Origin of the sequence: Nocardioides sp. zg-DK7169, from assembly GCF_013155365.1 — a bacterium.
In the GTDB taxonomy this organism is placed as follows: Bacteria; Actinomycetota; Actinomycetes; order Propionibacteriales; family Nocardioidaceae; genus Nocardioides.
The window spans coordinates 230,759-247,159 of the sequence record NZ_JABJRA010000004.1; the positions used below are offsets into that span (position 1 = coordinate 230,759).

The 16,401-nt window shown below is 71.1% G+C and carries 15 protein-coding genes; 4 read left to right on the forward strand and 11 right to left on the reverse strand.

Annotated features, from left to right (window positions below; all coding sequences use genetic code 11):
* Positions 1-267: 267 nt before the first annotated feature.
* On the reverse strand, positions 268-1,920 hold the full coding sequence (locus tag HOQ23_RS08115; protein ID WP_172213594.1) for a cell wall metabolism sensor histidine kinase WalK: 1,653 nt from the start codon (positions 1,918-1,920) through the stop codon (positions 268-270).
* A gap of 230 nt (positions 1,921-2,150) precedes the next feature.
* Complete coding sequence (locus HOQ23_RS08120) at positions 2,151-3,143, reverse strand: AraC family transcriptional regulator (RefSeq protein WP_172213596.1); 993 nt, start codon at positions 3,141-3,143, stop codon at positions 2,151-2,153.
* Between the two features lie 365 nt (positions 3,144-3,508).
* Here HOQ23_RS08120 and HOQ23_RS08125 point away from each other — a divergent pair, with 365 nt between their 5' ends.
* Positions 3,509-4,090 (forward strand): hypothetical protein, encoded by a 582-nt coding sequence (locus HOQ23_RS08125; RefSeq protein WP_172213598.1) that lies wholly within the window; start codon positions 3,509-3,511, stop codon positions 4,088-4,090.
* Positions 4,091-4,141: 51 nt separating this feature from the next.
* Here HOQ23_RS08125 and HOQ23_RS08130 read toward each other — a convergent pair whose 3' ends face one another.
* The 3 genes from HOQ23_RS08130 to glnA form a co-directional block, all read right to left on the reverse strand.
* Positions 4,142-5,317: a geranylgeranyl reductase family protein gene (locus HOQ23_RS08130; RefSeq protein WP_172213600.1), complete on the reverse strand. Its 1,176-nt coding sequence runs from the start codon at positions 5,315-5,317 to the stop codon at positions 4,142-4,144.
* Between the two features lie 475 nt (positions 5,318-5,792).
* The gene (locus HOQ23_RS08135) at positions 5,793-6,914 is read right to left on the reverse strand and encodes a hypothetical protein (RefSeq protein ID WP_172213602.1); all 1,122 of its coding nucleotides are present in this window, start codon (positions 6,912-6,914) and stop codon (positions 5,793-5,795) included.
* A gap of 321 nt (positions 6,915-7,235) precedes the next feature.
* On the reverse strand, positions 7,236-8,654 hold the full coding sequence (glnA, locus tag HOQ23_RS08140) for a type I glutamate--ammonia ligase (RefSeq protein WP_172213604.1): 1,419 nt from the start codon (positions 8,652-8,654) through the stop codon (positions 7,236-7,238).
* 216 nt (positions 8,655-8,870) lie between these two features.
* Here glnA and HOQ23_RS08145 point away from each other — a divergent pair, with 216 nt between their 5' ends.
* Both HOQ23_RS08145 and HOQ23_RS08150 read left to right on the forward strand, forming a co-directional pair.
* Complete coding sequence (locus tag HOQ23_RS08145) at positions 8,871-9,272, forward strand: RDD family protein (RefSeq protein WP_172213880.1); 402 nt, start codon at positions 8,871-8,873, stop codon at positions 9,270-9,272.
* A 62-nt stretch (positions 9,273-9,334) separates the two neighbouring features.
* Positions 9,335-10,204, forward strand: coding sequence for a DUF6612 family protein (locus HOQ23_RS08150; RefSeq protein WP_172213606.1), 870 nt, complete (start codon positions 9,335-9,337; stop codon positions 10,202-10,204).
* Between the two features lie 83 nt (positions 10,205-10,287).
* On the opposite strand, the gene HOQ23_RS08155 is transcribed toward HOQ23_RS08150, so the two are convergent.
* The 5 genes from HOQ23_RS08155 to lipB all read right to left on the reverse strand — a co-directional run bounded on the left by HOQ23_RS08155 (position 10,288) and on the right by lipB (position 14,907).
* Positions 10,288-11,052: a DUF4191 domain-containing protein gene (locus HOQ23_RS08155; protein ID WP_172213608.1), complete on the reverse strand. Its 765-nt coding sequence runs from the start codon at positions 11,050-11,052 to the stop codon at positions 10,288-10,290.
* Positions 11,053-11,116: 64 nt separating this feature from the next.
* Positions 11,117-12,058 (reverse strand): lipoyl synthase, encoded by a 942-nt coding sequence (gene lipA / locus HOQ23_RS08160; RefSeq protein WP_172213610.1) that lies wholly within the window; start codon positions 12,056-12,058, stop codon positions 11,117-11,119.
* 52 nt (positions 12,059-12,110) lie between these two features.
* Positions 12,111-13,106: a hypothetical protein gene (locus tag HOQ23_RS08165; protein ID WP_172213612.1), complete on the reverse strand. Its 996-nt coding sequence runs from the start codon at positions 13,104-13,106 to the stop codon at positions 12,111-12,113.
* Positions 13,106-14,074 carry an ATP-binding cassette domain-containing protein gene (locus tag HOQ23_RS08170; protein ID WP_172213614.1) on the reverse strand — a complete coding sequence of 323 codons (969 nt, stop codon included), beginning with the start codon at positions 14,072-14,074 and terminating at the stop codon, positions 13,106-13,108. The genes HOQ23_RS08165 and HOQ23_RS08170 overlap by 1 nt, the downstream gene beginning before the upstream one ends.
* Positions 14,075-14,172: 98 nt before the next feature.
* Positions 14,173-14,907, reverse strand: coding sequence for a lipoyl(octanoyl) transferase LipB (lipB, locus tag HOQ23_RS08175; RefSeq protein WP_172213616.1), 735 nt, complete (start codon positions 14,905-14,907; stop codon positions 14,173-14,175).
* A 98-nt stretch (positions 14,908-15,005) separates the two neighbouring features.
* On the opposite strand from lipB, the gene HOQ23_RS08180 reads away from it, so the two are divergent.
* Positions 15,006-15,557, forward strand: a complete 552-nt coding sequence (locus tag HOQ23_RS08180) for a hypothetical protein (protein WP_172213618.1) — start codon at positions 15,006-15,008, stop codon at positions 15,555-15,557.
* On the opposite strand, the gene HOQ23_RS08185 is transcribed toward HOQ23_RS08180, so the two are convergent.
* Positions 15,520-16,377: an alpha/beta fold hydrolase gene (locus HOQ23_RS08185; RefSeq protein ID WP_172213620.1), complete on the reverse strand. Its 858-nt coding sequence runs from the start codon at positions 16,375-16,377 to the stop codon at positions 15,520-15,522. The two genes, HOQ23_RS08180 and HOQ23_RS08185, sit on opposite strands and share 38 nt — an antisense overlap.
* Positions 16,378-16,401: the final 24 nt, after the last annotated feature.

Sequence of the window (16,401 nt, forward strand, 5' to 3'; positions counted from 1 at the left end):
GCCGTGAACGCCTCTCTCCGCACCTTCGTGTCCGCGCTGGGGTGCCGGCCGGGGCTGCGGTTTCCTCGGGTACGGCTGGCTGTGCTGACCGCGTCCTGCTCCGTGCGTCCACTCGCCGAGTGTCGAGGACAACGACGTGTCGTTCGCCCCGTTGCCCGCGTGAACGACTCAAGGGCCACACCGACGAGCTCGTCCAGAGATTGCGCGCCCTCGACGATGTCATCGCGCCCACCGCCGCTGGCGTTGGGGTCGGCTCACGTCGGATGATCAGGTTTCGGCGGGCGCAGGACGCAGCGGTGCTCTGACGGTCACGGAGGTGCCGCGGCCAAGAGTGCTCGAGAGGAACACCTCGCCGCCGTGCGCGTCGACGATCTGTCGCGCGATCGACAATCCGACCCCCAAGCCTTGGATCGCGCGGTCGCGCGCCGCCGTCGTGCGGTAGAAGCGATCGAATGCACGCTCCTGCTCGGTGCGCGACATCCCGATGCCGGTGTCGACGACGTGCATCGCGAGCGCGTCGCCGACGTCCTCGAGGGCGACCTCGACCCTGCCTCCGGCAGGGGTGTACTTGATGGCGTTGGAGACCAGGTTGTCCACCAGCTGCTCCCAGGCCGCAGGGTCTAGGTGGGCACTCACCCCCGGCTCGACCTTCGCGGCCAATCGCAGACCGGCAGCTTCGGCGGCGACTCGGTGCTTGGCCAGCGCGTCCCGCAGCAGCGCGGAGACGTCCATCGGACGGCGCCTGATCTGCAGGTCATTGGCCCCGGCGACCTCCAGCAGCTGCATGACTCGTGACAGCAGCACCCTGGCGTTGCGCTGGGCGGTGGCGAGCATGGGCGCGATCCGTTGCTCCTGCGGGCCGAGCTCCTCGGCCATCAGCTCCTGGTAGCCGAGGATCGAGGTCAGTGGCGTCCGCAGCTCGTGGGACACGGTGGTGAGGAACTCCTCGCGTACCCGGACCGCCTCGAGGACCTCCGTGACGTCCCAGCCCACGACGACGGTCACGAAGGGGGCGCCGTCGCGGCGGCGGACCTGGCGTGCCGAGACCATGACAGCAACCTGATCCGCCGGAGGTCCGAACCAGTAGGTCTGCGGGTCCACCTCCTCGCCCCGTTTCGCCCGGGCGAGCACACGCTGGTCAGCCGGCACCAGCATCTCCCGGTCCTCGGAGTAGACGTGATGCCCTCGACCGTTGCCCGGCGCGGTCAGATCCACCCCCGCACGGGTGGCGAGCTCGTGCGCCGCTGAGTTCTCCAAGATCAGCTCGCCGTCGCGGTCGTAGCCGAGGATGGCCGCATCGACCGAGTCCAGGATGGCCTGCACCATGAGCAGCCGGTCGTGGGCCAGCTCGAGCGCGCTCTCCACCACCACCGACTGCTCATCGAGCACCTGACGCTTGTGCTGCAGGCGATCCGCGACGTGCCGCGCTCCCAGGCACAGGCCCACTGCGACGCCGGACACCATCACGAGCTGGGCCCACTCCGCACCTGAGGACGGGAGTGACGCATCGCCGAGGTAGGCAACGCACACGAGCGCGGCGACCGAGATGATGCCCAGAGCCGTACCGGTTCGGCCGAACTCGAAGACGAGCCACAGGACCGGGACCAGACCGACCAGCGCCACCGGCGGCATCACGGAGACTGTTCGGAGCTCGATGAGGGCCACGGCGCCCACGGAGACCAGAGGCAGGATCACCTGCCAGCGGTGCGGGAACCTGTCCCAGCGGATCACGGCGGCGACGACGGCAACGGCCGCGACCAGCACGACACCGGCGAGCGCCGACGCGGGCACGTTCGATGCGGGGTTCCCGAGGACGAGTCCGACCGTCACGACCGCCGTGAGGCACAGGGTGGGCAGCTGCCACAGCAGGTAGGGCCGGAACCGCGGGCCGGTTCTCCGTGCCCTCATGTTCAACGCCATTGCACTGCATCCCCACACGGACTCGACGAGTGCGACGTCGCCGGGTCGACGCGTGCTCGCTGCAGAGGGAACACTAGGCGCGGAGCCGGACCGCGCCGGTGCGCGAAGTCGCCCAAGCCGGTCGACATGCGCGCCTCGCACAGGACGGCGCGCGAATCGGATAGTCCCGGCGGATCACGGGACGTCGGTCGCCGGCAGCAGCTCGTGTCTGGCGTGGGGTCAGACGCGACTCAGGTGACCGGCCGTCGCAACGTCACCGACGGATGCTCTCCGTACTCTTTGTGGTAGACGGCCGAGAAGCGCCCCATGTGCAGGATTCCGTGCCGCAGCGCTACCTCGTGCACGGTCGTCTCTCCCGGCACTGCTGACGCCAAGGCTGCGTGGACTCTGCGGAGCCGGATGCGACGTAGGAACGTCATCGGCGGAGTGCCGTGGTGGCGCTTGAACCCGTCTTGGAGCGCGCGGACGCTGAGGTGCACCTCGGCTGCCAGGGAGGGCGTGGACCAGGGGTGCTCGGGGCGCTCCTCGAGCAGGTACGCGGCGCGCTCGATCGGTGCCCGGGGCACGGACGGTGTCGGTCGGACCAGCTCCTCGCTGTAGTTGTGCCGGTGCGCGAGCAGGAAGCTGTCCACGATGAGCGCCTCCACGTGACTCTGCACCGTGGCGATAGCCCTGGCAGGGATCGGGCGGGCGGCCTGGCTTCGAACCAGCTGAACGACAGGGGCAAGTGCCTCGGCCAACCCGTTGGCCCCGGTCTTGGCCTCGGGACGCAGGGGTGCGCGCAGACTGTGCCCGAGCAGCGCTTCCAGCTCGCGCTCGACGATGTCCCGTGCAAGGAGCAGCGTCAGCACCCGGCATCCGCCCAACCAGAACGCGTCGGTGACCACGCCGGGCTCGTAGACGAGTCCCTCACCCGCGACCGCCGTCTCCGCCTCGGCGCCGTTGCGCGCACCTGTGGCGCGCCCCTGGAGCGTGAGGTTGATGTGGAAGCCGCTCGTGGCGCCGGTGAGCACCCGGGTATCGGCTCCGAACGACAACAGCCCGACCTTGGAGGACCCGATCCGGACCTTGGTCATCTGCATGTCGAACTGCCCACGGTGCCGGGAGGGCACCGAGAGACGGTTGGAGATCTGGTACTTCGCAGCCACGGCTGCTTCGGCCGCGGCGGGGTCACTTGTTCGCAGCGTCGAGACCTGGTCGACCTCGCCCACCTCATGCGCCATCGCGACACTGTAGACCGGCGACGTGGTGCCTCCCCGGAGACCCGGCCTGCTCGACCTCTCTTCCACGGTCCTCAGCTCGGATCAACTGGGTCGCGTGCCGGCGTTGACCGTAGCTCGCGGTTCGTGCGGGAGATCGCTCGCCTTCACGTGACCCAGTAGTAGCGAACGCGGTGGCGACCACCGGGGTGCTGAGCCTGGGGCACGGCGTGCTCAACGGGGTGTCCTGAACCCACAGCCGAGCAGCACCCATCGCCGTTCGTCCTGAACCCGGCCACCGACCCGTACGGAGAAGGGACCTGGCCGCGCTCTCCACAGCCTCGACGACGGGCATTGCACGGCTCGTCGGGTGCCCGCAGCCTGGTCCGATGGGCTACCAGACCGACTTCATCGGATACCTCCAGATCGAGCCCCCGCTCGGGAGGCGCGAGATCTCCTTCATCAACCGGATCTCCGGATCGCTGTTCCTGCAGGAGTCCGGAGGCCCTCTCCGGGTGGCGGACGAGGACGACGACGTGCTTCGAGAGCTCCTGGCGCGCGCCCCGCGCGGCTGGTCCAACTGGGCGGTGTGCCCTCAGGGATGCTGTCTGAGCTACGACGGGGGCGACAAGGCGAACCACATGGTGCCGTGGCTCAAGTTCCTCATGGCGACCTTCCTTGTGCCGGGTGCGGCGGCGGAGGGCATCAGGGGGATCACGTGTGACCACGTCGTGACAGGCATGGTCGTCGGTTCTCGTCGCGACACTCGAGAGCTCTTCTCGATCACGGTTCGCGACAATGCGGTGAAGATCGAGCTGCTGTGGCCCGGAAACCCGACGTGGAGCGACTACCCACGCCTTGCCTATCAGATCGAGATCGACAAGGTCCGGGACTGGGTGGCGGAACAGACCGCCCGGACGGGACGTCAGAACCGGTCCCAGCCCACGACGAACCGATGGCCAGCCGAGTAGACGAGGCGTGCAGCAGATCCCGCAGTCGAGGCGTCGGTGATCTGCGCGGAGTCACCACGTCCTGGTCTGGGTGAGGAGGGAGCGGCCCAGGGCGAGCCCGAGGCGCGCGGTGACGCGCCCGTCGCCCAGGCCCAGCTCGACGAGGCCGTCGAAGGCGGCCGGGTCGCGGGCCGCCGCGCTGATCCCGGCGCGCACGACTCGGGGCCGGCGGGTGAGCTGGGAGGCGGTCCAGGTGTGCCGAAGGTGGCGGGACAAGCGGCGGTGCACCGAGGCCCGGTAGGCCGCGCCGGCAGCCGCGGGGGAGCCGTCGGCGATCGCGCCCGCGGCCGCGCGGCCGGCCAGCAGGCCGGTGAGGGTGGCGTAGAAGATGCCCTCGCCCGTCATCGGGTTGACCAGCCCCGCCGCGTCTCCGGCCAGCAGGACCCGGCCGTCAGGCTGGTCCCAGCGCCATCCCGACAGCGGCAGGTGGTGGCCGCGCCAGGCGGTGCCGCCCTCGACGTAGCCGGGGAGCAGCAGCTCGAGCTGGTCGAGCAGCAGCGCGCGCGTGGGCCGCTGCGCACCGTCGCGGTCGACGAGCTCGCCGTACCCCACGTTGGACCACCCGTCGCCCCGGTCGAAGGCCCAGGCGTACGACGGCTGCCGGCGCTCGCCGTACCGGATGAGCTGGCGGCCGGCGCCCTGCGGCAGGGTCGGGGCGTAGCCGCGCAGCGCAAGTGCCCGCCGCGGCGCCCGTGCAGGCCCGAGTGCGGAGCGGACGACCGACTCGGCACCGTCGGCGCCGACGAGCACCCGCGCGCGGAGGGTGCCGTCGAGGGTGACCGCGTCATCCCCGACCTTCACCTCACGCACCCGCTGCCGCCGCAGCGTGGCGCCGGCCGCGACCGCGTGCGCGACCAGGCGGGCGTCGAGGACCTCGCGGGGGATCACCCAGACCGAGCGCCGCATCCTGCCGCTGACCGCGTGGTCGCCGCGGGAGAGCCGCAACACGTCGACGGGCCGCCAGCCCGCGGTCACGGACTCCGCGCCGACCTCGCGCAGCACGTCGCCGACGTGGGGCGCGATCCCGTCGCCGCAGCACTTGTCGCGGGGGAAGTCAGCGCGATCGAGGAGCAGGACCCGCAGGTGCGGCGCCGCCCGCAGCGCCGAGAGCGCCGTCACCGAACCGGCCGGCCCCGCCCCGACGACCACGAGGTCCCAGGTGTCGTCGGAGCTCACCGCCCGCGCCATGACGACAACCTAGCCGGGGTGTCGCAAGTCTCGCTCCGCCCGCGGCCAGGACACTCCAGGCCCGGCTGGTGCCGTTGCCGTCGACGTAGGCGGCCAACCGGATCGCGGTGACCGCAGTTCCGACGGAAACCTACTGCCCGGTCCCGCATCCGCTCGCCTCTTCACGGTCGACATGCGAGCCTCAGACGCCTACATCGCTGTCAGCACTCTGGTGATCGGCGGCATCATCGGCTTGTTCTTGAAGAGCCCGGTGACCTGTGGCCACCCACATTCGGCGGGGCCACAGCCCGCCCCCCCTGCCCCATATCGCCGCGCGAGGCTCGCAGAATCGCCTGACCGCTCCAGCGCGAGGCGCGGCAGATTGGCTACTTCAAGGATCGGTCGTAGATCGCCAGCTCCCCTTAGCGCGACCGGGCAGTAGCGCGTCGTCTTGTCATCGATGGGGCGAGCCATCAGCACCGAGCGACGGTGGCCCTCAGGCCGCGTCGCGCCACCGGAGCATGTCGCCGAAGTCCGCACGAGCGGCGGCAACCACCGCGGGGTCGGCGACGCCGGTGGCGAACCACGGTTCGAGGTCGGGGGCGGTGACGAGGTAGCGGTCGGGGGCGATCTGGTCGATCACCCAGTTGCTGAGGTCACGGGCACGGTCGAGGTGGGCGCCGGTGAGGAGCTGGACGCCGTGGGCGTCGGGAACGGTGTCAATGAGGCGGTCGCGGTGGGTTCGGAACCAGGCGGGCGGGACGTCCATGGGTGGCCCGTTGGCCTCCATCGAGAACCAGTCGACCGCCCACAGCGGGCCGGGTCGGACCATGGCTAGGTCGATCGACTCCGTGTCCTCTCGGAGGAGGGGCAGCAGGTCGTCGAGTCGGTCGCGCCAGGAGAGGGCATCGTCGGCGTAGGAGTACACGCCCAGACCCGGGACGCTGAAGCTCACGACGCGTGCGCGCCGTGTGCGCCGGTGCAGTGCCCACAGGCCACCCTGCCCGTAAGCGGGCACGCCCGTGGCGAGTATGTCAGCGGTCCGGGAGATGTCGGGCGCCTTTCCCAGCCGGCTGGAGAAGGTGCCCAGCATCAGGTGGTGGGCCTGGTCGTCGGCGCGCACCGCCCAGGAAACGCTGGCCCGCATCAGACGGCGGGTCGATTCCGGCGGCACCGCCCACGGGATCGGCCCGCTGCTGGGGCCCTGGGTGTCGCCCTCGGTGCGGTAGGCGATGAACAGGGTCATCTGGTAGCGCTCTAGCTCGGCCGTCCATGAGGGGGGATAGGCCAGAGGTGCCGCCTTGATCTCGCCGGCGTACCCGTGCTGGGTGAGCAGGGTCGCGAAGCGCTGCAGCCAGCGGCGCAGGTTGTCGGTGTCACCGGTTCGGGCCAGGTAGACCGCGACACCGGTCGACAGGTCGATCGAGGAGCCGCCCACGGTGCCCTCGTCCGTGCCGTCGACATCGAGGTCGTCGGTTGCCTTCTCCGCCGCAGCCTCCACCACCGGTAGATCGAGCTCGACCCCCGGCGCCGGCTTGACGAGCAGCCACACATCGGTGAAGTCGCCTCGCCGCCACGCCGCCTGGATCGGCTTCCACACCACGACAACGTCCGACACACGAACCTCCGAACGCTAACGGGCGAGCACCATGCCGAACCCCGCGAACAAGCGAGGCCGCCGCGGGGAAGTTACTGCAGGACCCATCTGCCGGGCGCCGCCTTGACGCAGAGTGTCTGACCCGGACGAGGCAGGTCTGGACCATCGCCGCTCATTCATGTCAGCTCGACGTTCCCGATGACGGGTGCCTGCGTTTCCCGTCCTCCGTCCGGCCGCGGGTCGGAGCAATCGTTCTGGAACACGAGCGACTACCAACGGCAAACGCCGCCGAGCGACCAGCGGTCGCTCGGCGGCGTTCGTACAGATCGGGAGACCTGCCAATCAGATGTCGTAGTACAGCTCGAACTCGTGCGGGTGCGGGCGCAGCTGCACGGGCGCGATCTCGTTGGTGCGCTTGTAGTCGATCCACGTCTCGATGAGGTCGGGCGTGAAGACGTTGCCGACGGTCAGGTAGTCGTGGTCGGCCTCGAGCGCGTCGAGCACGGCGCCGAGCGAGGTCGGGACCTGGTCGATCTCGGCCATCTCCTCCGGCGGGAGCTCGTAGATGTCCTTGTCGATCGGCGAGGCCGGCTCGATCTTGTTCTTCACGCCGTCGATGCCGGCGAGCATCAGCGCGGAGAACGCGAGGTAGGGGTTCGCCGACGGGTCGGGGAAGCGGGTCTCGACGCGCTTGGCCTTCGGGTTGGAGCCCGTGAGCGGGATGCGGATCGAGGCCGAGCGGTTGCGCGAGGAGTACACGAGCGAGATCGGCGCCTCGAAGCCCGGCACCAGGCGGTGGTAGGAGTTCACCGTCGGGTTCGTGAAGGCCAGCAGCGACGGGGCGTGCTTCAGGATGCCGCCGATGTACCAGCGCGCCATGTCCGAGAGACCGCCGTAGCCGGTCTCGTCGTAGAACAGCGGCTCGCCGCCCTTCCACAGCGACTGGTGCACGTGCATGCCCGAGCCGTTGTCACCGAAGATCGGCTTCGGCATGAAGGTGACCGACTTGCCGGCCTCCCAGGCGGTGTTCTTGATGATGTACTTGAACTTCATCACGTCGTCCGCGGCCTTGAGCAGCGTGTCGAAGCGGTAGTTGATCTCCGCCTGACCCGCGGTGCCGACCTCGTGGTGGGCACGCTCGACCTGCAGGCCCGAGGCCTCGAGGTTCTTGACCATCACGTCGCGCAGGTCGGTGTAGTGGTCGTACGGCGCAACCGGGAAGTACCCGCCCTTGAGGCGCGTCTTGTAGCCCAGGTTGTCGCCCTCCTTGCCCGAGTTCCACCAGCCCTCGACCGAGTCGATGTGGTAGTAGCTCTCGTTGACACCCGTGGAGTAGCGCACGTTGTCGAAGATGTAGAACTCCGCCTCGGGGGCGAAGAACGCGGTGTCCGCGATACCCGTGGTGTCCAGGTAGGCCAGCGCCTTGCGGGCGATGTTGCGCGGGTCGCGGGAGTAGGCCTCACCGGTGATCGGGTCGTGGATGAAGAAGTTCACGACCAGCGTCTTCGCGGTGCGGAACGGGTCCAGGTACGCCGTGGTCACGTCGGGGAAGAGCGACATGTCCGACTCGTTGATGGCCTGGAAGCCGCGGATCGAGGAGCCGTCGAAGCCGAGGCCGTCGTCGAAGACCGACTGGTCGAAGGACGAGGCCGGCACCGTGAAGTGCTGCATGATGCCGGGCAGGTCGCAGAAGCGGACGTCGATCATCTCGACGCCCTCGTCCTTGATGTACTTGAGCAGCTCGTCGCTGTTCTGGAACATTCATCCTCCTTGGCTGCACCGAGTACGCAGCCGGCATGTGGGAAAAAGCCGGGCGGCGCGGGGCCCCGTTGCTCCGGCCTAGTGCCCACAATGTGTCGTGGGCCAGTTTCCAGACGGTACCCGGTGTGTTTCCGGCATGTAACAGGTGCTCCCGGTCTGCGGCGCCGAGGCGGTCGCGAGGCGCAGGAGCGCTGCATCTAGCCTAGAGCGGTGAGCATGACGAGTGTCGAGACGACCAGCTGGGCCCGGCGCATCCTCGCGCTGATCGTGGACTGGGCGGCCTCGACCCTCGCCGTGGTGCTCATCGTCGGCCCCACGCGGTACGCCGAGGACCCGAGCTCCAGCTTCTGGGTCCTCCTCGTCTTCGTGATCGAGTCCGCGGTGCTCACCGCCCTCTCCGGCGGCTCCTTCGGCCAGATCGCGACCCGCCTGCGCGTCGTACGCGTGAACGGCGACCCGCGCCCCATCGGCCTGATCCAGGCCTTCGTCCGCCAGGTCCTCGTGGCCCTGGTCATCCCGCCGCTGGTCTTCCGCCCCGACGGGCGCGGTCTGCACGACCTCGCGGTCGGCTCCGCGACCGTGACGTTGCAGACGTGGCGGGGGATGACGGGTCGCTGAGCCCGCTTCGGGGTAGGCCTACCGTTGAACACACCCGAGAAGCCCTCAGAAAGGCCCTACCGATGTCCCGACGCTCCCTGACCGTGCGCAGCGCCGCTGCCGCTGCCCTCATCCCGCTCGCCCTGGGCTCCCTGAGCGCCTGCGGCGAGGACGACGGCGAGCCGACCAAGGCCGCCGCGGCCGAGAGCGGCGAGTCCTCGGAGTCCAGCGCCGAACCCGCCGCGGAGACCGGCGACGGTCCGGACGCCGCCCCCGGCGAGACCGTGGACAAGGACGAGTTCATGGAGCTCTACCGCGCCTCGGTCGAGGACCTCTCCACCGCCGACTACACGATGGACGTCGACGGCGACGGGATGGACGTGACCGCCAAGGGCGTCATCGACTACAGCAGCGACCCCGCCGCGATGGAGATGTCCTTCACGGGCCTCGGCCCCGGCCAGAACATCGAGATGGTCATGGTCGACAACGTCATGTACATGAAGTCCCCCGACATGGGTGAGAAGTGGGTCACCTTCGACCTGGAGGACGCCGCGGAGGGCCTGGGCATGGACTTTGGCTCCCAGATGGACATGCGCCAGATGCTCGAGACCTTCGAGAAGGGCTTGACCAAGGTCGTGTACGTCGGGGAGACCGACGCCAACGGCGACGACGCCGACCAGTACCGCCTCACCGTTGACACCAAGGAGCTCCTCGGCGCGGCCAACCTCCAGGGCCTCGGCGCCCAGGCGAACCAGGTCCCGGCCACCATGGACGTCGAGATCGTCTTGGACGACGACGAGCGGTTCCGCCGCATGGACCTCGACATGGGCACGTCCGGCGCCGTGAGCATGTCGTTCGACAACTGGGGCACCGACGTGGACATCGAGGCGCCCCCGGCCGACGAGACCACCTCGATGGAGGAGCTGATGGGCGGCGGCTCCGCGGGCAGCTGAGGCTCGCTCACCCGCCCCACGACGTACGACGGGCGCCGACCGTGATGGTCGGCGCCCGTCGGCGTATCTGGGGGAGAAGGGGCTCAGCGGCCGCGCAGGTTGCCGCGCATGCCCTTCATGCTGGTCGGCACCGGACCCTTGGGGATCGGGATGGCAGAGCGGTTGGCGTCCATCGCCTTGAGTCGGTGGATGATGTCGGTCAGCTCGGGGCCCTTGACCTTGCGGCCGAGCTTCTGCACCTTGCGCACCAGCTTGGGCAGCGGGACCTCGCCCTCGCCGCGGCCGCACACGATCTCGTGGATCGGCGCCTCGGAGGCGACGCGCTCGTGCTTGCGGCGCTCGGAGGCAAGCAGCTGCCGCACCCGGGTCGGGTTGCCCTCGCCGATCAGCACGATGCCGGGCGGGCCGACGACGCGGTGCACGACGTCCTGCTGGCGGTTGAAGGCGATCGCGGGCTCGGTCACCCAGCCGCGCCGCAGCATGCCGAGGGCCGCCGCGGCGGCGCCGGGCTGGCCCTCCATCTGGGTGTACGCCGCGTTCTGCGCGCGCCGCCCGAAGATGATCATCGCGGCGAGCACGCCGGCGAGCAGGCCGCCGACGATCGAGAGGATCCACTCGATCACGCCGCTGCCGGGCAGGATCTTGAAGACCACGAAGCCGATCGCTCCGAAGACGAGGAACGAGCCGAGGATCCACAGACCGATCCGCGGATCGCTCTTCTTGGTCATCCGGTAGGTCTCGAGCATCTGCTGTCGACGGCTCATCTTGCTGGGGTCGGCCGGAGCCTTCTGCGCCTTCCCGGCCTTGCCGGGCTTGGGTGCCTTGGGAGCCTTCGGTGACTTCGCCATTGCGCTGGGTGTGCCTTGTCTGGTCGTGCGGTTCGGCCCTGGCCGACGGACGGGTGCCGCTCGGTCAGGCCGAGGCGCCCTGGCGGGCGTCCATCGCCTGACGGTACAGGCGTCCGGCGCGGTACGACGAACGCACCAGCGGGCCGGACAGCACGCCGGAGAAGCCGATCTCCTCGGCCTCCTCGCGCAGCTCCACGAACTCCTGGGGCTTCACCCAGCGCTCCACCGGGTGGTGGCGCAGCGAGGGCCGCAGGTACTGGGTGATCGTGATCAGCTCGCAGCCGGCGTCATGCAGGTCCTGCAGCGCCTGGCTGATCTCCTCGCGGGTCTCGCCCATGCCCAGGATCAGGTTGGACTTGGTGACCAGCCCGAAGTCGCGGGCCTGCGTGATCACGTCGAGGGAGCGCTCGTAGCGGAACGCGGGGCGGATCCGCTTGAAGATCCGGGGCACCGTCTCGACGTTGTGGGCCAGCACCTCGGGGCGCGACTCGAAGACCTCGCGCAGCAGGTCGGGCTTGCCGTTGAAGTCGGGGATCAGGTTCTCGACCCCGGTGCCGGGGTTGAGCTCGTGGATGGCGCGCACGGTCTCGGCGTACAGCCACGCACCGCCGTCGGGGAGGTCGTCGCGCGCGACGCCGGTGATGGTGGCGTAGCGCAGCTCCATCTTCTGCACCGACTCCGCCACGCGCCGCGGCTCGTCGCGGTCGAGGGGCTGGGGCTTGCCGGTGTCGATCTGGCAGAAGTCGCAGCGCCGGGTGCACTGGTCACCGCCGATGAGGAAGGTGGCCTCGCGGTCCTCCCAGCACTCGAAGATGTTGGGGCAGCCGGCCTCCTGGCACACGGTGTGCAGGCCCTCGGACTTCACCAGGCCCATGAGCTCGGTGTACTCCGGGCCCATCTTGGCGCGGGTCTTGATCCACTCGGGCTTGCGTTCGATCGGGGTCTCCGCGTTGCGGACCTCGAGTCGGAGGAGCTTCCTGCCTTCGGGTGCGGGCGCCTGAGTCACCCCCTTACTGTACGCCGCGGGCGGGCGCCGTCCGCGACCGGCGGGGCCCACGTCAGGGCACGTCGCGGCGCCGGTGCGAGCCGAGCGACGCCGCACCGATCCCGAGGGCCAGCACGCCGAGGTAGCCGGCGCCCTGGGCCATGCTCACGTGGCCCTCGCCGCTGCAGTCCAGGCCGGCCGGGGGCTCGCGGGGAGTGTCACACTCCGCGGGCGGGGGGTCCCAGTACGTCGAGCCGTTCTGCACCACCGCGGCCAGGTTGTTGTTCGGCATCCAGCGGCCCTCGCCGTCCAGGCCCAGGGCGGCGATCAGCAGCCCGCTGACCAGGCTCACCGCGAACACCACGCCCAGCGTCGCGACGGTGCTGCGGAACAGCATCGTCAGCGCGTAGCCGACCAGCGCCGCGACGGCCGCGACGGCGGCGCCGCGCAGACCCTGCTCGAGCCCGTCGCGCAGCAGGCCGTCGGGGATCGCGAGGTCGCGGCGGGTCGCGACGGCGTACATCGTGAGCCACCACCCGCTTGCCACGACAGCGGCGACGGCGAGCGCCGTGACACTGACGGCGATCGCCTTGGCCAGCCACACGCGGTGGCGGCGCGGCTCGAAGAGCAGCTGGTTGCTCATCGACCCGCTCGCCCAGTCGTGCCCGGCGAAGGTGGTACCGATGAGCATGGCGAGCAGGCCGAGGATCAAGATGACGCCCACGGCGCTGCCCTCGTGCTCCTCGGTGAGGTCGAGGACCGGCGGTCCGTACCACTCGGGCTGGGGGAGGACCCACTCCTCGCACGTCGCCACGGGGTCGTCGCCGGCCTCGACGCCCCAGTCCGCGGGGTTGGCGACACACTCGGCGAGCTGGCGCTGGGTGCCCTTGCGCTGGGTGTCCCTCTCGACCATCGCATCGATGCTGGCCTGCCGCTCCGCCGAGGGCGGGCGGGTGTCCCAGGCCCGGCTGAAGCCGAGGACCGCCGGGACCACGATCGCGAGCCCGAGCAGGGCGACGACCGCACGGCGCCAGCGCAGCCGGGTGAGCTCGACGCGGATCAGTCGCATCATCGGACGGTCTCCTGCGGGATCGTGACGTAGCCGGTCGTGGAGGTGTCGGGGCCGTCGAGGGAGGCGGCGGCCGTCAGGTCGAGGAAGAAGGTCTCCAGGTCCGGGCGCAGCGGGGTGAGCTCGGTGAGCCAGATGCCCGTCTCGGCGAGGGTGCGCGTGATCGTGGTCGGGTCGTCCGTCTCCACGCGCAGGGCGCCATGGCCCTCGGTGGTGACGCCCAGCCCGGCGGCCTCCAGCGCCCGGCCGGCGGCACCGGGGTCCGCGGCGGCGACTCGGTACGCCGTACCGCTGCCGAGCAGGTCGTCGACGGTCCCGGAGGCGAGCAGCCGGCCCTGGCCGATGATCGTGGCCGCGGTGCACACCTGCTGGACCTCGGCGAGGATGTGCGAGCTCAGCAGCACCGTCACGCCGGCGTCGCCGAGGGTGCGGATGGTCTCGCGGATCTCGCGGATACCGGCCGGGTCGAGGCCGTTGGTGGGCTCGTCGAGGATCAGCAGGTCGGGCTTCTTCAGCAGCGTCGCGGCGATCGCGAGGCGCTGCTTCATGCCGAGGGAGTAGGACTTGAACCGGTCGCCCTCGCGCCCGCTCAGCCCCACCGTCACGATGGCCTCGTCGACGTGGGTGTCGGGCACCCCGATCGAGCGGGAGAGCAGCAGCAGGTTGCGCCGCGCGCTGAGGTTGGGGGAGAACTTCGGGGACTCCACGACCGCACCGACCCGGTCGACGACGGCCGGCAGGCGCCGGGGCACCGGCTCGCCGAACAGGCGCATCTCCCCGCGGGTGGCCCGGGCCAGCCCGAGGAGCATCCGGATGGTGGTGGTCTTGCCGGACCCGTTGGGGCCCAGGAACCCGTGCACCCCGCCGGCGGGGACCGCCAGGTCCAGGTCGTGCACGGCGACACGCACCCCACCACGACCTCGGTACTCCTTGCGGAGGCCGGAGGTCTCGATCACCAGCTCACTCACCCGTGCTGCCCTTCGTCACCTGGGGCCGGATGGCCCCAAATGATCCAAGCAGCGGGTGCGGACGGCGTGCGGCGCCCACGCCGCAGGTCTGGACCGGCTCAGCGGTTGCCGGGGGTGAGCAGCTCGATGCGCGGTGCCTTGGCGGGATCGGGGCGCGGCTCGTAGTCCGGGGTGGCGTCGTACGGCGCCCAGGCGAGCAGCTCGGCGACGTGGCGGCGCACCAGCGGCAGCACCTCCGCGACCGGCACGTCGCGGCCCAGCTCGGCACTGAGCGAGGTGACGCCGGCGTCGGCGATCCCGCACGGCACGAAGCGGGAGTACCAGCCCAGGTCGACGTCGCAGTTGAGGGAGAACCCGTGCATGGTCACGCCGCGGCTGACCCGGATGCCGATGGCGGCGATCTTGCGCTCCGGGCCGCGGTCGTCGGCGCGCAGCCAGACCCCGCTGCGGCCGGGGACCCGCGCGGTGGTCACGCCCAGGTCGGCGCACACGCCGATGAGCGCCTCCTCGACCCGACGCACGTAGTCGACGACCTTGACGTGGTCGGGCAGCGCGACGATCGGGTAACCGACCAGCTGGCCGGGACCGTGGAAGGTGATCTTGCCGCCGCGGTCGACGTCGATGACGTCGGCGCCGCCCGGGTCGAGCGGGCGCTCCTCGGGCAGGGTGCGCTTGCCGGCGGTGAAGACCGGCGGGTGCTCGAGCAGCAGCACCGTGCCCGGCTGCTCGCCGGCCGCGACCCGCTCGTGGACCTCGCGCTGGAGCTCCCAGGCGGTCAGGTAGTCGATCGCGTCGGCCCCCAGGCCGACCTCCTCGAAGCGCAGCTCAGTCACGGCGTCGAGCCTACGCCGCGGCCCGGACCCCCCGGCTCCGCGGGCGGGGCTGTGGACGACGCGCCCGCGAGAGGCGCCGTCCCGGGTAGGAGTGGGGGATGAGGTCTGCGCGCTGGCTCCCGGTCCTGCTCGTGGCGGTGCTGCTGCCGCTGCTGGCCGGCACCGCGGTGGTCGTCGTCGCCGAGGCCCTCTCGGGGCGCGGGAGCGACCCGGACCGCCCGGCGTCGGCCGGGACCTCGGCTCCGCCCGTGGTCCCCGTGGCCCGTGAGGTCCTCGCCGAGTGGGACGCCCGACGCGCCGACGCGTGGGCCGCCGGCGACCTGCGCGCCCTGGGCGAGCTCTACGCCCCCGGGAGCGCGGCCGGACGCCGCGACGTCGCGATGCTGCGCGCCTGGACCCGGCGCGGGCTGATGGTGCGCGACCTGAGCACCCAGGTGCTGCGCCTCGACGTACGCCGCGCGCGGCCGGAACGCCTGGTGCTCGACGTGACCGACCGCGTGGTCGGTGGGGTCGCCGCGGGGCGCGGCACCCGGCTCGCGCTGCCCACGGACCGGGCCTCGCGGCGGGTGCTGGTGCTGCGCCGCGAGGAGGACCGGTGGCGCGTCGTGTCGGTCAGGCCCGTGGGTGCAGACGGTCCAGCCAGCCGGTGAGGGTCGGCACCACCACGCCGGGGTGCCGGGCCCAGCGCAGGTGGTCGACCTGGTCGTAGCCCAGGGCGACCGGGTCGAGGTGGACCCGCTCGACGCACCGACTCGGGAACCGCCCGGCCAGGTCGTCGACGGACGCCGGCGGCGCCAGCTCGTCGCCCTCCAGCGACACCGAGAGCACCGGCAGCGCGGTGCTCCCCATCGCCCGGCCGTGGTCGCGGCGCGGCCGGCCGAAGACGAAGCGGCCGGTGCGGGCCAAGCGCGCCCAGTCGGTCATCTGGGTGCGCGCCTCGCGCCCGGCGAAGCCGAACCGGTCGCCCGGGAAGTGGCCGAGCACCCGCGCGATCAGCGGCACGACCTGGGTCATCGCGAGCATCCGCGGCGAGAAGACCCGCCAGTACGGCGTCCCGGACGCCACGTGGATCAGCCCGGCGAGCCGCTCGGGGCGCGCCGCCGCCTCCACCGCGGCGAGCTGGCCGCCCAGGCTGTGGCCCAGCAGGTGGATCGGTGCGCCGGGGAGCCGAGCGGACAGAGCGGTGACCGCCCGGTCCAGGTCGTCGACCAGGTCGGCGTAGCCGAAGTCGCGGCGGCGACCGGCGGGCTCGCCGCCCTCCTCGTGCCCGCGCAGCTCGGTGGCGGCGCCGCTGACGCCGGCGGCCTCCAGCGCGGCGAGCAGCCGCAGGTAGTAGCGCGAGCCCAGCCCCATCGCCGGGACGACCAGCACGGCCGGGGCGTCCTCGGCGGCCGGGCGCAGGGTCAGGTGGAAGCTGGTGCCGTCGGGGCGCTCGACGCGCAGCCGCTCGGGGGTCGTGGTGGTGCTCACGGGCTCAGTTCTCCCACATCGCCT

Coding starts and splice junctions, on each gene's coding strand:
- HOQ23_RS08115 (WP_172213594.1), bottom strand. CDS start 1,920: ATGGCGTTGAACATGAGGGCACGGAGAACCGGCCCGCGGTTCCGGCCC.
- HOQ23_RS08120 (WP_172213596.1), bottom strand. CDS start 3,143: ATGGCGCATGAGGTGGGCGAGGTCGACCAGGTCTCGACGCTGCGAACA.
- HOQ23_RS08125 (WP_172213598.1), top strand. CDS start 3,509: ATGGGCTACCAGACCGACTTCATCGGATACCTCCAGATCGAGCCCCCG.
- HOQ23_RS08130 (WP_172213600.1), bottom strand. CDS start 5,317: ATGGCGCGGGCGGTGAGCTCCGACGACACCTGGGACCTCGTGGTCGTC.
- glnA (WP_172213604.1), bottom strand. CDS start 8,654: ATGTTCCAGAACAGCGACGAGCTGCTCAAGTACATCAAGGACGAGGGC.
- HOQ23_RS08145 (WP_172213880.1), top strand. CDS start 8,871: ATGACGAGTGTCGAGACGACCAGCTGGGCCCGGCGCATCCTCGCGCTG.
- HOQ23_RS08150 (WP_172213606.1), top strand. CDS start 9,335: ATGTCCCGACGCTCCCTGACCGTGCGCAGCGCCGCTGCCGCTGCCCTC.
- HOQ23_RS08155 (WP_172213608.1), bottom strand. CDS start 11,052: ATGGCGAAGTCACCGAAGGCTCCCAAGGCACCCAAGCCCGGCAAGGCC.
- HOQ23_RS08165 (WP_172213612.1), bottom strand. CDS start 13,106: ATGCGACTGATCCGCGTCGAGCTCACCCGGCTGCGCTGGCGCCGTGCG.
- HOQ23_RS08180 (WP_172213618.1), top strand. CDS start 15,006: ATGAGGTCTGCGCGCTGGCTCCCGGTCCTGCTCGTGGCGGTGCTGCTG.